The sequence below is a fragment of the Paenibacillus graminis genome, assembly GCF_000758705.1.
GTDB lineage: Bacteria > Bacillota > Bacilli > Paenibacillales > Paenibacillaceae > Paenibacillus_AQ > Paenibacillus_AQ graminis.
Genome location: NZ_CP009287.1, coordinates 5,206,156 through 5,218,440, shown reverse-complemented (window position 1 = coordinate 5,218,440; position 12,285 = coordinate 5,206,156). Strand labels below are relative to the sequence as shown.

General features: G+C 45.1%; 14 protein-coding genes. 10 read left to right on the top strand and 4 right to left on the bottom strand.

Features of this window, described 5'->3' with window-relative positions:
- Position 1: 1 nt before the first annotated feature.
- From PGRAT_RS22470 to PGRAT_RS22450, 5 genes are all read left to right on the top strand, one after another.
- On the top strand, positions 2–562 hold the full coding sequence (locus PGRAT_RS22470; RefSeq protein WP_025705883.1) for a TetR/AcrR family transcriptional regulator C-terminal domain-containing protein: 561 nt from the start codon (positions 2–4) through the stop codon (positions 560–562).
- Between the two features lie 165 nt (positions 563–727).
- The gene (locus tag PGRAT_RS22465; protein ID WP_202903640.1) at positions 728–1,843 is read left to right on the top strand and encodes a zinc-dependent alcohol dehydrogenase; all 1,116 of its coding nucleotides are present in this window, start codon (positions 728–730) and stop codon (positions 1,841–1,843) included.
- Positions 1,844–2,039: 196 nt separating this feature from the next.
- Positions 2,040–3,074: a TIM barrel protein gene (locus tag PGRAT_RS22460; protein WP_025705881.1), complete on the top strand. Its 1,035-nt coding sequence runs from the start codon at positions 2,040–2,042 to the stop codon at positions 3,072–3,074.
- A 32-nt stretch (positions 3,075–3,106) separates the two neighbouring features.
- Positions 3,107–4,237: a carbohydrate kinase family protein gene (locus tag PGRAT_RS22455; protein ID WP_025705880.1), complete on the top strand. Its 1,131-nt coding sequence runs from the start codon at positions 3,107–3,109 to the stop codon at positions 4,235–4,237.
- Positions 4,238–4,266: 29 nt separating this feature from the next.
- A complete protein-coding gene (locus tag PGRAT_RS22450; protein ID WP_025705879.1) occupies positions 4,267–5,124 on the top strand; it encodes a class II fructose-bisphosphate aldolase in 858 nt (285 codons plus the stop codon).
- Positions 5,125–5,202: 78 nt separating this feature from the next.
- Here PGRAT_RS22450 and PGRAT_RS22445 read toward each other — a convergent pair whose 3' ends face one another.
- Positions 5,203–6,180 (bottom strand): AraC family transcriptional regulator, encoded by a 978-nt coding sequence (locus PGRAT_RS22445; RefSeq protein ID WP_025705878.1) that lies wholly within the window; start codon positions 6,178–6,180, stop codon positions 5,203–5,205.
- Positions 6,181–6,375: 195 nt separating this feature from the next.
- Between PGRAT_RS22445 and PGRAT_RS34685 the strand changes: the two genes are divergently transcribed.
- Entirely contained in the window at positions 6,376–6,507 is a 132-nt protein-coding gene (locus tag PGRAT_RS34685) for a hypothetical protein (protein WP_280515241.1), read from the top strand.
- 274 nt (positions 6,508–6,781) lie between these two features.
- A complete protein-coding gene (locus PGRAT_RS34450; RefSeq protein ID WP_238326810.1) occupies positions 6,782–6,910 on the top strand; it encodes an HTH domain-containing protein in 129 nt (42 codons plus the stop codon).
- A gap of 127 nt (positions 6,911–7,037) precedes the next feature.
- On the opposite strand, the gene PGRAT_RS22440 is transcribed toward PGRAT_RS34450, so the two are convergent.
- Positions 7,038–7,322 (bottom strand): hypothetical protein, encoded by a 285-nt coding sequence (locus PGRAT_RS22440; protein ID WP_025705877.1) that lies wholly within the window; start codon positions 7,320–7,322, stop codon positions 7,038–7,040.
- A 280-nt stretch (positions 7,323–7,602) separates the two neighbouring features.
- Between PGRAT_RS22440 and PGRAT_RS22435 the strand changes: the two genes are divergently transcribed.
- From PGRAT_RS22435 to PGRAT_RS22425, 3 genes are read left to right on the top strand one after another with little or no spacing between them, the layout of a single operon-like run.
- Positions 7,603–8,580 carry an SDR family NAD(P)-dependent oxidoreductase gene (locus tag PGRAT_RS22435; RefSeq protein WP_025705876.1) on the top strand — a complete coding sequence of 326 codons (978 nt, stop codon included), beginning with the start codon at positions 7,603–7,605 and terminating at the stop codon, positions 8,578–8,580.
- Positions 8,577–9,230, top strand: coding sequence for an NADPH-dependent F420 reductase (locus PGRAT_RS22430; RefSeq protein WP_025705875.1), 654 nt, complete (start codon positions 8,577–8,579; stop codon positions 9,228–9,230). Before PGRAT_RS22435 ends, PGRAT_RS22430 begins: the two co-directional genes overlap by 4 nt.
- A gap of 23 nt (positions 9,231–9,253) precedes the next feature.
- On the top strand, positions 9,254–9,928 hold the full coding sequence (locus tag PGRAT_RS22425) for an SDR family NAD(P)-dependent oxidoreductase (RefSeq protein WP_025705874.1): 675 nt from the start codon (positions 9,254–9,256) through the stop codon (positions 9,926–9,928).
- Between the two features lie 199 nt (positions 9,929–10,127).
- Here the strand turns inward: PGRAT_RS22425 and PGRAT_RS22420 are convergent, their stop codons facing one another.
- The gene (locus PGRAT_RS22420) at positions 10,128–11,450 is read right to left on the bottom strand and encodes an IS4 family transposase (RefSeq protein ID WP_025705873.1); all 1,323 of its coding nucleotides are present in this window, start codon (positions 11,448–11,450) and stop codon (positions 10,128–10,130) included.
- 189 nt (positions 11,451–11,639) lie between these two features.
- Entirely contained in the window at positions 11,640–12,251 is a 612-nt protein-coding gene (locus PGRAT_RS22415; RefSeq protein ID WP_025705872.1) for a TetR/AcrR family transcriptional regulator, read from the bottom strand.
- Between the last annotated feature and the right edge of the window lie 34 nt (positions 12,252–12,285).

Sequence of the window (12,285 nt, the reverse complement as noted above, 5' to 3'; positions counted from 1 at the left end):
TATGGAATTTCAGGAACGGACAAAGTATGCCTTAGCCAATGCAGTTAAGGAATTAATGAAGACTACACCGCTGGACAAAATAACGGTGAGTGAAATCGTTGCCCATTGCGGAACAACGCGGCAAACTTTTTATCGTAATTTTAAGGATAAATATGATCTGGTAAATTGGTACTTTGATAAAATTGTGCAAAAGACGATCAGACAAATGGGGCTAAGCCTCACTATTGAGGAAGGACTGATTAAGAAGCTGAAGTTGATGAAAGAGGACCGTTATTTTTTCATCTCTGCTTTTTCATCCTCTGATTACAACAGTTTGCTGCGTTATGATTATGAGTGCATCTATCATTTTTTCAGGGAGATAATCCGGAAAAGAGAAACGGTGACGGAGGATATAGATATGCTGCTCCAATACTATTGCCGCTCAGCACTGGATATGACCGGAGACTGGGTACTTCATGGAATGAGACAATCCCCGGAATATATGGCTTCGCTGTTAATCGACTTAATGCCGCAAAAAATATATCTGTGCCTGTATCCTCTAGCTGATACAGAAAGCTTTTGAGTTTACATATAGTTGAAGTTGTAACGTTTTGATCTATTCTGCCTGATGTGTAACGATTGGTGACAGATTCACTGGAATGAGAACTGCTTTTAAAAAAACAAAAGACTATAATTTTATTGTGAATTAATTCACTAATATAATTATGTTACTTTTGGGGGAATCCGAGTGAAAGAGTATGCTATTCCAGCAACAGGGAAAATTGCAGTATTAACCGGCAATCGGGAAATTACAATCAAAGAGCTTCCAATTCCCGAAATCAATGATGAGGAGATTCTGGTTCGTGTGGACGGATGCGGCATTTGCGGAACGGATGTTCATGAATACAAGGGCGATCCGTTCGGTTACATTCCGGTCCATCTGGGGCATGAAGGAACCGGTACCATTGTAAAGCTCGGTAAAAACGTAACCAGAGACTATTCCGGCAAGCCGCTGGCTGTCGGCGATAAAATCGTAACCGGCCTCAAGCCCTGCGGCAAATGCGATATTTGTCTGAACCATCCGGAGCAGATTCATTTGTGTGGGAATGGAGAGATTTTCGGTTTGCTGCCTGGAGAAGCGCATTACTTTAACGGCTGGTTCGGGGATTACATGAAAGTGAATGCGGGCGGCGTTTTGTTTAATGTGAGCGATATGGATACCGATTTGCGGATTTTAATCGAGCCGGCTGCAGTTGTCGTTCATGCGGTAGAGAAGGCCAAGGAAATATTCAATTTCAAACATGATTCCTATGTTCTCATCCAAGGATGCGGTCCGATTGGGCTGCTCTTATTGGGCCTGGTACGGACTATGGGAGTACGGAACATTATTGCCGTGGATGCCGATCAGAAGCGGCTAGACCTGGCCAAACAATTAGGCGCCGCCGAAGTGGTGAACATTTCCCAAACGGCAGATCCTGTAGCTGCGGTCAAAGCGGTTACGGGGAAGCTCGGTGCTGAAATGGCTTTCCAGGTGACCGGATCGCCGAAAGCGGCATCCATGATCTGGAACTATGTACGACGCGGCGGCTCGCTCTGTGAATTGGGCTTCTTTGTTAACAACGGAGAAACATCTTATAATCCCCATCTGGATATCTGCAACAAAGAAATTAAAGTAGTCGGTTCCTGGACCTACGCATCAAAAGACTGGCTGCAGGCATGCGAGTTTCTGAAAGAATGTACACTTCGCGGCATTCCGATTACCTCAATTATCTCGCATCGTTACAGCATTGATAATCTTACTGAAGCCTTCGAGAAGAACATCAGTATGGAAGGCTGTAAAATTATCTACCAGAGTGAAAATTAATTTTATTGTAAGAAAACTGTGTAGAAGGATAAGCGGTATATACCGCTCATCCTTTTTTATTTCCATAAATAATTAAAATGTAGGTCTAAAAGCAATATTGTAGGTGGAAAAACGTAAACTTGTGCAAGCCATCCTATCAGAGATGAACTACATTAGATAAGCAACATTATACTAGCTTATATGAGGAGATGGCTTAATGTCTATGTTTAAGTTTTCTGTCGGCCCTTGGAATGTTCATGATGGAGCAGATACTTACGGGCCGGCAACCCGTACGGAAATCGATTTTGAAGAGAAAATTAAAACCTTTGCTGAAATGGGGTTCAGCGCAATCCAATTCCATGACGATGATGCAGTACCCAATATGAACGTTCTGACAGATGAAGAAATAAAAACTGAAGCCAGAAAAGTGAAGGCTCTTCTGGACAAGTATAATTTGGTTGCAGAATTTGTAGCGCCCAGATTATGGATGGACCCACATACAGTGGACGGTGGATTCATGTCCGGATCAGCAGAAGACCGGGAATTTGCATTATGGAGATCCTATCGTTCAATTGACATTGCGAACGAGTTGGGCTGTGACAAACTTGTATTATGGCTTGCCAGAGAAGGTACTCTATGTGCGGAAAGTAAAAGTCCGGTGACTGCAACCAAGCAATTAATCGATGCTATTAATAAAATGCTGCAATATGATAACAAGATTAAAGTTCTGATCGAACCGAAACCGAATGAGCCCATTGACAGGAGTATCTGTGGAACACTGGGTCATGTTCTTGCCGTATCTGCTGCAACTATAGATCCTTCAAGAGTAGGCGGTTTACTTGAATCTGCTCATGCAACCTTGGCGGGACTTGATCCTTCCCACGAAATCGGCTTTGCTCTGGCAATGAATAAACTGTGGGGCGTTCACCTGAATGACCAGAACGGTCTGAAATTCGATCAGGACAAAAGTTTTGGGGTAGAGAATCTCCGACAGGCTTTTAATCAGATTAAAGTGCTGGTTGAAAATAATTACGGCTCCAATGGCGAATATGTGGGACTTGATGTCAAGGCGATGAGAACCACAAAGGATCAAGACCGTTATAAACATTTGGAGAATAGCTTGAATATTGTAAGAACATTGGAAGAAAAGGCCAAACGTTTTGACTATGAGTTCCAGAAGCAATGTGTTGAAATTAGGGATTTTGAGGGACTGGAAATGTATGTGATGAACCTACTGATGGGGATTGATTAACAGTAATGCCTATTCCAGGAGGTGCGGAAACATTGCCCCACAAGAAAAAAGTTGTCGTAGCAGGACATGTATGTCTGGATATTACGCCGAAATTCCCGCTTGATAAAAGCTCAAATCTCAATGATATCCTGTTGCCAGGGAAATTGGTCCATATGCAGGGTGCCGATATTCATACCGGCGGGGTCGTGGCAAATACCGGCCTGGCTTTGAACTTATTCGGTGCAAACGTCAGTTTAAACGGGAAAATCGGACAAGATGCCTTCGGAAAGCTTGTTCTTGATCTTTTAAATGACTATGTGGATACAAGTTATATGGCTGTAAGCAATGATTCAAATACATCGTATACCATCGTTTTGGCTGCTCCCGGAGTTGACCGGATCTTTCTGCATAGCCCCGGAAGCAACGATACCTTTACTTTTGAGGACCTCTCGCTGGATGCTATCAAGGAAGCGAATTTGTTTCATTTCGGCTATCCACCGTTGATGAAGCGGATGTATGAAAATGAAGGCGAGCAGCTTATACGGATATTTAAGACGGTAAAAGAAATAGGGGTTGTTACATCTCTGGATATGGCTGCTGTGGATCCCAAGTCTAAAGCAGGCCATGTAGACTGGGAAACTATTCTGTCCCGGATACTTCCTTACGTTGATATTTTTGTTCCGAGTATCGAAGAACTCTGTTACATGATTGACCATGAGCGATACGTCGACTGGCAAAAACGGGCTGCCGGAAAAGACATCATTGAAATATTGTCAATCAGCGAGGACGTAAAACCTTTGGCCGATAAAATTCTGGGTATGGGGGCAAAAGTATTATTATTGAAATGCGGTGCGTTAGGATTGTACTACCGGGCAGCAAATGAAGATATTTTTAACCAGTTGTCTATTCCGGATATGTGCATTTCCGAATGGACAGAACTGGAACATTTTGAAGAAAGCTATATTCCGGATCGCCTTGTATCGGCAACAGGAGCCGGGGATACGTGTATCGCCGCTTTCTTATACGCCATGTTAAATGGATATTCCCTTAAACAAAGCCTTCAATTGGGTGCTGCGGCAGGGGCCTCCTGTGTAACCGAGTTTGATCCATTAAGCGGACTACTCGCAATTGATGAGCTCCAGCAGAAAATTAATAGTGGTTGGGAAAAACAAAGAAAATTGTAAAATGTAATGTAAACGAGGGGGTTGGGAAGATGTTAGTGAATATGAACGAAGTTTTGCTGCCGGCACGAAAAGGGAAGTACGGTATAGGTATGTTCAATGCTGTGAATCTGGAAATGGCAAGAGGCATTATTGCAGCTGCGGAGCAAGCGAGTTCTCCGGTAATAATGGGGACTGCGGAGGTGTTTTTCTCTTACTGTCCATTGGAGGAAGCAGCTTACTATTTAATTCCTATGGCGAAGAAGGCCAAAGTCCCGGTCGCCATTCATTTGGACCACGGTATGACAGAGGACGCATGCGCAAAGGCGCTGGAGCTTGGATTTACATCCATCATGTATGATTGTTCTCTGGAATCGTATGATGTGAATGTCCGTAAAGTTAAAGAGATGGCGAAGCTCGCGCATTCCTTCGGCGCTACTATTGAAGGGGAATTGGGTCATGTGGGCGATAATGAAGGTTCATATGAAGGTGAACATGCGACGGAGGATCCCAGCGTATTATTTACGGACCCTAAAATAGCGAAGAATTTCGTAGATCAAACCGGTATCGATGCTCTGGCCATCGCGGTAGGAACTGCACACGGAGCTTATAAACGTCCACCTATGCTGGATTTTGAGAGAATAGAAACGATCTATAGAACGACTTCCGTTCCTTTGGTTCTGCATGGGGGCTCTGGATTAAGCGATTCTGATTTTAAAAAAGCTATCCGATCAGGGATCAGCAAAGTGAATATCTTTACAGATATCAACACAGCTGCTGTGGAAGCGATGTTCCGTCATTTCAGCTCTTTCAACAAGGGAATGATTGATTTGATTCCGGCAACGGTTGAATCGATTAAAGAAAATGTCATGGAAAAAATGGACTTGTTTGATTCTTATAACAAGGCTTGACACCTATTTTAGGCGAAAATAAAATCAGCGGTTCTCTTAAACGGAGAATCGCTGATTTTTATGTTTGATGGTTTGTTTTTATATCCCTAGCAAAGGATTAGGACATTCACGAAGAACAGAAAGATGTTCATGGCGCAGTTTTTGTAATAGATTAAGCGTATTCTGCTCAGAATAATAGTTTTCCACCGTATTTAAAGGGCTTGGTATACTTCTTGTGATGTTGTCCTTCAAAACCTTTTTCTTGTATTCACCAGGTGTACAGCCAACGTTATCAAGGAAAGCTTTATTCATGTATCTATAATCGGAGAACCCGCATTCCAAGCAGATATCTAGCAGTTTCATATCTTCAGCTAGAAGCTTTTTAGCATAACTGAAGCGAAGGTTGTTAACATAATCCTGAAAGGATTGATTTAAATTCTCTTTGATAAACTGGGATAGGTAGGTCATCGAAAGGCCTTCATTTTCTGCGATATCGGACAGACGGATTTTGTGGGTATAATGCTCATCGACATAATTTAATATCCGGGTCAAACGTTCAACCTTTACCATAGTTTTGTTTTTTTCATCGTCGCTAATTTGGTGATAAGGCAGGTTATTCAAAAGAACCCCGAATAATAAATTCAGCATACTCATGCAAGAAAATTCAAAGCCTTTTGGCTGTGCGAAATACTGCCATGCCATTTCAATCATTAAGGATTTTATATATGTATAGGTATCTCCGGTTATATGCTGCTCCAAAGTTACGGAATCAAAAACAATATTGGACATTCCCCGAAAATAGTTTTTGCAGAAGTGGGGGGAAATCTGCAGGCATAAAATGGTCGTTTTGCTTTCTAAGGTTCGAATCTCATGCGGCTGATTGGTATTTAAAAGTATAGAGGAGTCAGGGTTCAATCGATAGACCTGTTGCTTGGAATGAATGTCCAGTTTGCCTTCAAGCACGAGATCAATTTCCAGTTCCCTGTGTAGATGAGAGGTACGATAGTCCATATCCACTAAGAAAATATTAAGATGTTTGATACTGGGGTGGTCTATAATTTCAAATTCCTTATTCATTCATTTGTCTTCCCCTCAATCTATATATTTAACTATATCAGTTGAAGCCGTTTATTTCGACTCTTTTCAGGAAAAAGCCGCTAGAATTGTCACCGTCAATTTGTAGCTACTTAATCATAAACTTATGCAAGTTGGGAACATGTAAAAGAAGTATGATGTAAGTGCATTCTTTTGAAGATGAAAAGGAGGATCTGAATGACTACATTTTATGCACCAACGTCGCCAGAATTCGGATCTGAAGCGGTTCTGCTCCAACCGGAAGAATTAAGAGAAGCTGTCAAAAGGAAATTGATCCGTACTCTCGAAGAGTATAATGTCCCAGACTAGTCTCCTGATTTCGCCCTACTTATGATACGCTGAACCGTATCACAAGTAGGGCGAATTTTTCAAAGAGATAATGAGAGAACGAATAGTGATAACTCACACGAATTCTTTTAATGCCATTTACAGAAATAATGTCTGAGAAGGGAGGATTATAGCAAACAGATGAAAATGGGATAAGGTGTTTCGTAAATATATAATATGAAAAATGAATTCTACCCACAGGAGGAGACGTTACCAAACTTCACACACAATCATGCGAGTCGATCGGTTGCTCTCCATGCTGCTGATCATCTCAGGTAAAGGTACGGTAACGGGCAAGGAGCTTGCCGAGCATTTCGAGGTATTCTTGCGGACGATCTACCGGGATATCGAAAAAATAAGCGAAGTCGGCATACCGATTGCCTAGTCCAGCGGCAAGGGCGGAGGATACTATATTATGGACAGCTATAATCTAAGCAGCCTCTTTTTAGACCGGGATAAAGCTCATACGTTGTAGCTGTAATCGCCAGTAATGGCAGCATAATATTATTTTTTCAGAAAAATACCATTTTCTGCTTGCCAGAGGCCGCTGCATTTCCTGCAGCGGCCTCATTAACTTTCAGCAAATACGGCTGTTCGTGCAAACCTAGCAGCGCTGATTTACTAAAGCATGGCTTATGAACATGCCAAAGTACCTGTTCTTGTCTTTGGCTACCGCAGCCTGCGGCCTGTTCCAGAAAGATCATCTTGCCCTGGAATATCCCTCTGTCCCTCCAAACCCAACCGGAAAAAGCGTACGGATTTTGGGGATGCTCTACGAATCTGTGCAGCAATGGCATTCTGCTCTCCGTCTTAGCTGGCTATGACGTCATCACTACCGCATCGCCGAAATATTAGAAATGGATTACCAATTATTAACGTAATGATTGTTATGATATTGACATTTAGTGCGCAATTGTATAGTATAAAATTATGTAATGATCATTATGATATTAATCAAGCACCAGTGAGACTGCTGTGCCTTATTCTGTGCAGCGAAGCGCTCGGGCATCGGTACGTTAATGCTAGGCCGCTGAAGAACAAAACATATAACAAATATGAAAGTAAAGGAGCAAATATATGACTAGTAAATTTAATGCAAAGTCAACTGCTGATCAGGTGCTTTCCGGCGTATATCTCAAGGGGAAACGATTTCTCATTACGGGTGTTTCATCAGGCATTGGCCTCGAAACTACCCGATCACTGGTTGCTCACGGCGCCAGCGTCGTTGGCACGGTTAGAGACCTTGTCAAAGCGGAGTCGTCCACGGCATCGGCCCTTAACGCTGCAGTTCAAGGAGGCGGCAGCCTGGAATTGATCGAACTTGATCTCGCATCCCTGCAAAACGTTCGCTCCTGCGCGGATAAGCTGTTGGCGATCGGCCAGCGGTTCGACGTCATTATCGCCAACGCTGGCGTCATGGCAACCCCGTTCGGCCGGACGGCCGACGGCTTCGAAGTCCAGTTTGGGACGAATTATCTTGGCCATTTCGCTTTGATCAATCGGATCGAGTCACTGCTCGCCGATAACGGACGATTGATTGTGCTGTCTTCCCAAGCTCATCGTGCCGCTGATATTGACCTGGATGACCCGAATTTTGAGCATCAGGAATACGACCCGTTTGTTGCCTATGGCCGATCGAAAACGGCTACTTCTCTCTTTGCAGTGGAATTTGATAAACGGCATCGTAACCGTGGTATCCGGGCGGCCTCGGTGATGCCCGGGAATAGTCCTACCGATCTCCCGCGCCATTTCTCGCAGGAAGACATGGAGGGTCTGTTCGCGAACGTTGCCAAAGCCCGCGCTGAAGCTGGCCTTCCGGCAGCGGAGCTCAAAGAAATTCCACAGGCAGCTGCTACGTCGGTTTGGGCTGCAGTCGTGGCTGACAAAGACGAAATCAGCGGACGTTACCTTGAGGATTGTGCAGTCGCACCGATTGATGACACCCCAAACCCGTTTGCCGATGGCGTAAGATCGTATGCGCTTGACGTTAACAAAGCCGAGCAGCTTTGGGCAAAAAGCGAGGAATTGATAAGCGCCAAAGGTGCGAGTTTATGACCGTGATCGGCATCATTGGCGCGGGCGAAGTCGGCAGCCAGATCGCGCGTGCGGCGATCGCGAACGGGTATGAGGTCGTCATTGCCAATTCGCGGGGACCCGAGACGTTGAAGGGCCTCATTGATGAGCTTGGCCCGTCAGCACGTGCTGCAACAGCGGCCGGCGCTGCCGAGGCTGGCGACTTTGTCGTCGTAGCCGTCCCCCTCAAGCTGGTCAACGACATGCCTGCGGAGCAGCTCGCGGGCAAGATCGTGCTTGACACGAACAACTACATGCCTTGGCGTGATGGCCATTTTCCCATGATCGACTCGGGTGAGATGACCGTTCATGAGCTTCGTCAGAAGCAGCTTCCGGCCTCGAAGGTGGCGAAGGCCTTTACCCACATCCAGGCCCCCCGCCTCTTCATTTCGAGTAGACCCGCTGGCGACCCTAACCGCCACGCGTTGTCGGTCTCAAGCAACTTTCCTGAAGCCATCGAACTCGTAACGCGGCTGTACGACCAGTTTGGTTTCGATACGGTCGACAACAGTCCGCTGAGCGAGTCATGGCGCAGCGGACCCGGCCAGCCCGCTTGGATAGCGCATGCGCACCAAACCCGTGCTGAGCTGTCCGCCAATCTCGCCAGGGCGAAACGGATCATCTTGAAGTGAGTTTGCTAATAGGGGATAGATTATTGAAGACAATTGCTATAATTGGCGCTGGGCCTGGTCTTGGTTTCTCATTGGCCAAAACTTTTGGCAGGCATGGATTCCGTATTGCTATGGTTTCAAGAACACAAGAGAAGCTGGATCAATATGCTTTAGAGTTAAGTGAGCTGGGTATTGAAGCTAGAGGGTTTGCTGCTGATATTACAAACAAAATGGAGCTTGCAAGGGCTTATCAACAAATTAAGAACATCTACGGTACAATTGACGTTGTCGAGTTTAGCCCACATAGCGGAAGTGTTTCTGTGACACCTGTTCTTGATACGACAGAGGAAACCGTCCTTCCTATTTTTAATAATGTGGTGATCGGAGCCATCAATACTGCAAGACTAATCATTCCAGATATGATTGAACGAGGCGAAGGGGCACTTCTGTTTACAAGTGATTTCTCCGCTATGAGTCCCACTCCCATGTTTGGGAATTCGGGTATCGTTATGTCGGGATTGCGAAACTATATCCTTAATTTACACCAAAGTCTGCATCCTCATGGGGTATTTGTTGGACATTTATCCATTAGTCCTCTGATTAAGAGAGGTACAGGGTTTGATCCAGATCAAGTGGCGGAAGCCTGGTATCATCTATATGAGCAAAGAGAAGCGGCAGAAGACACCTATCCAGAAGGTATTATGCAATTTATAAATTAAAGTAGCTGCAAACAAAAAGGCTCCCATTTATCGGCAATGTCATTAAGTTAGCTTAAAGACAAAACGGGAATAAGAATTAAATCTAAGCGGCATGGGACAAAGTCCCGTGTCGTTTATTTTTAGTGCATGTAAGGAAAAAAAGCGTACAGCAAACAAGCGGATAGACTATCCACTTAAAAAATGTTCATACAAACCGAATTTATGCTACTCTGTAGACGAAGCTAACAGATGATTTGTAACGGATTTTGCGCGTATTCTGCTGTCCTGGTCGAATGGGTCGAATCGGCAAAACGTTTCTTTGAATCAGTGCTTCAACATCGGGCGGGGGTCCAACGTCTCTTGAGCGCAGGAAATGTCTACAAACGTGAACGGCAACCGTGAAGTTGACTTGGTAGTGGTGCTGGTTAGCTTTTTGGGAAATGACGACGTGCGAGGTCATCATTTCTGCAAAATTGTACATGATCATTCTTGCGAAAATCTCTTGGATGACGGACTCTCGTCTCTTTGCGTGAAAATTCGTCAGACCGACGGTGTATTTTAATGCTCTGAACGAGGTTTCAATTCCCCATCGCAGGTTATAGATGGACCTAAGTTCATCGGGTGGGAAATCGGCGTCAGATAGATTCGTAATGACGGTTTCATATGTGCCATTTGGCAGGACGAAACGAACAACCCGAAAGGACATCGGGTAAAATAGGCGTTCCTGCAAATCCAAAAAATCAAAGGTAGACGTCGAAGGAACAAACTTGTAAATCTCGGGATGTACTTTAACCTCTGTGGTTTGTTTTTTAGTGAGGGTTAGATGAATATCCCGATCAAACTCTCCGCCCAAGGGCAAGCGTAAGCCCGAAAGAATACCACTGGAAGCTAAATCCTTTACCCGTATGACATAGTTCCATCCCTTGCGTTCAATATGCGCAAAATTGTTGTAACTTTCATAACCTCGATCGGCAATTACAATGGTTTTTCCCTTGATGCAGGAACGGTCAACCATAGCCGCCAGTGCCTTTCGCTCGTTATTTAATCTTCGTGACTGAACAATCGCGTCCACGTAAAGTCTGTTGCAAAGATCATGGGCTGCATTTAAATGCAGCAAATTATAGCCTCTTGCTACAGATTGACTTTGAAAATAGGTGTCTGAATCCGTAGGGTCAGTGGCAAAATGCAAATCCGAACCGTCAATGGCAAGTAAGCGATACCCTCGGTAGCGCTTGAGATCCGTGTGCGATTGCGTAAATTTGTGAAACAAGAACTCCACAGCAGATGGCAGAATCTTATTTCTCTGTTGCACAAAAGCAGAAGTGGTTGCTGTGTTGGCGTCATAGCCTTGCGATTCCAAAAGTTCCTTGTATAGGCTGTTACCGCCCATAGAGAAAAGGAGCAGCATAACCGTTTCAAAGGGCAACTTTATCTTTCGAGTAAAATCTTTATCAGGGTTTTTGACATAAGGTGCTGGTGTTGCTGACATTTCTCGTATGAGGGATGTCAGCTTTTGTTTTAGTGAACTCGCGTAAGTATTCATGGGTGAGCGCCTCCTCGTTTTTTCAAAGGGCTTCGCCACACATTTCCAACTGCTTGTCAAGTTCTTTTGCTCTTTTTACGCAAAAAAGAGCAGGCTATCTTTTCGATAACCTGCTCTTTTACATGGATATTTGCTCCTGCACCTTAACTTAATGACATTGCCATTTATCGGGAGCCTTTTTGAATTTGCTTAGGAAGACTTTCCAGACAGTGCAGAACTGCCGGCAGGCCAGGTGGAGAGCGCTTGTTCGGCAACAGCTTCCAGCATGTTGCGGCTGAAACCGGCCTTGGCTTGAACAGCCATACCGTGGAGCACAGCCATCACGAATGCAGCTAACGCAGTACAGTTCGCATTCTCCGGCAGATCTCCCTCCTGCTTCGCCCGTTCGAAACGATCACGCAGGGAAGTCTCCCCGTCCGCACGTGCATCGACCAGTGCTCGTCGAATCGGTTCGGATTCATCCGAGCCAGCCAAGTCACCGTGGACATATAGACACCCCTTGTGATCCGGGAAACGCGTTTGCAATTCGGCCGCCCCGCGAAAGATACGTGTTACCACCTCCCGCGAGGTCGGCAGCTCCAGCGCCACCGGAAAGAAATCGTGGTAGTGCTCGTAATAGCGTTCAAGAACCCGGAGGAACAACGACTCCTTGTTGCCAAACGCGGAATAGAGCGCCGGGCGTTCGACACCCGTAGCCTGCGTCAGGTCCGTGTACGACGTACCTTCGTACCCTTTTTTCCAAAACACGCAAAGTGCTGCGTCCAGTGCCTGATCTATATCGAATTCGCGGTTACGTCCCATTTTTTAATCACCTAGCCTTTTTCGTGAAGGTCAA

Excerpts from the sequence above, each read along its gene's own strand:
- PGRAT_RS22470 (WP_025705883.1), top strand. The coding sequence starts at position 2 with ATGGAATTTCAGGAACGGACAAAGTATGCCTTAGCCAATGCAGTTAAG.
- PGRAT_RS22460 (WP_025705881.1), top strand. The coding sequence starts at position 2,040 with ATGTCTATGTTTAAGTTTTCTGTCGGCCCTTGGAATGTTCATGATGGA.
- PGRAT_RS22450 (WP_025705879.1), top strand. The coding sequence starts at position 4,267 with ATGTTAGTGAATATGAACGAAGTTTTGCTGCCGGCACGAAAAGGGAAG.
- PGRAT_RS22445 (WP_025705878.1), bottom strand. The coding sequence starts at position 6,180 with ATGAATAAGGAATTTGAAATTATAGACCACCCCAGTATCAAACATCTT.
- PGRAT_RS34685 (WP_280515241.1), top strand. The coding sequence starts at position 6,376 with ATGACTACATTTTATGCACCAACGTCGCCAGAATTCGGATCTGAAGCG.
- PGRAT_RS34450 (WP_238326810.1), top strand. The coding sequence starts at position 6,782 with ATGCTGCTGATCATCTCAGGTAAAGGTACGGTAACGGGCAAGGAGCTT.
- PGRAT_RS22440 (WP_025705877.1), bottom strand. The coding sequence starts at position 7,322 with ATGCCATTGCTGCACAGATTCGTAGAGCATCCCCAAAATCCGTACGCT.
- PGRAT_RS22435 (WP_025705876.1), top strand. The coding sequence starts at position 7,603 with ATGACTAGTAAATTTAATGCAAAGTCAACTGCTGATCAGGTGCTTTCC.
- PGRAT_RS22430 (WP_025705875.1), top strand. The coding sequence starts at position 8,577 with ATGACCGTGATCGGCATCATTGGCGCGGGCGAAGTCGGCAGCCAGATC.
- PGRAT_RS22420 (WP_025705873.1), bottom strand. The coding sequence starts at position 11,450 with ATGAATACTTACGCGAGTTCACTAAAACAAAAGCTGACATCCCTCATA.
- PGRAT_RS22415 (WP_025705872.1), bottom strand. The coding sequence starts at position 12,251 with ATGGGACGTAACCGCGAATTCGATATAGATCAGGCACTGGACGCAGCA.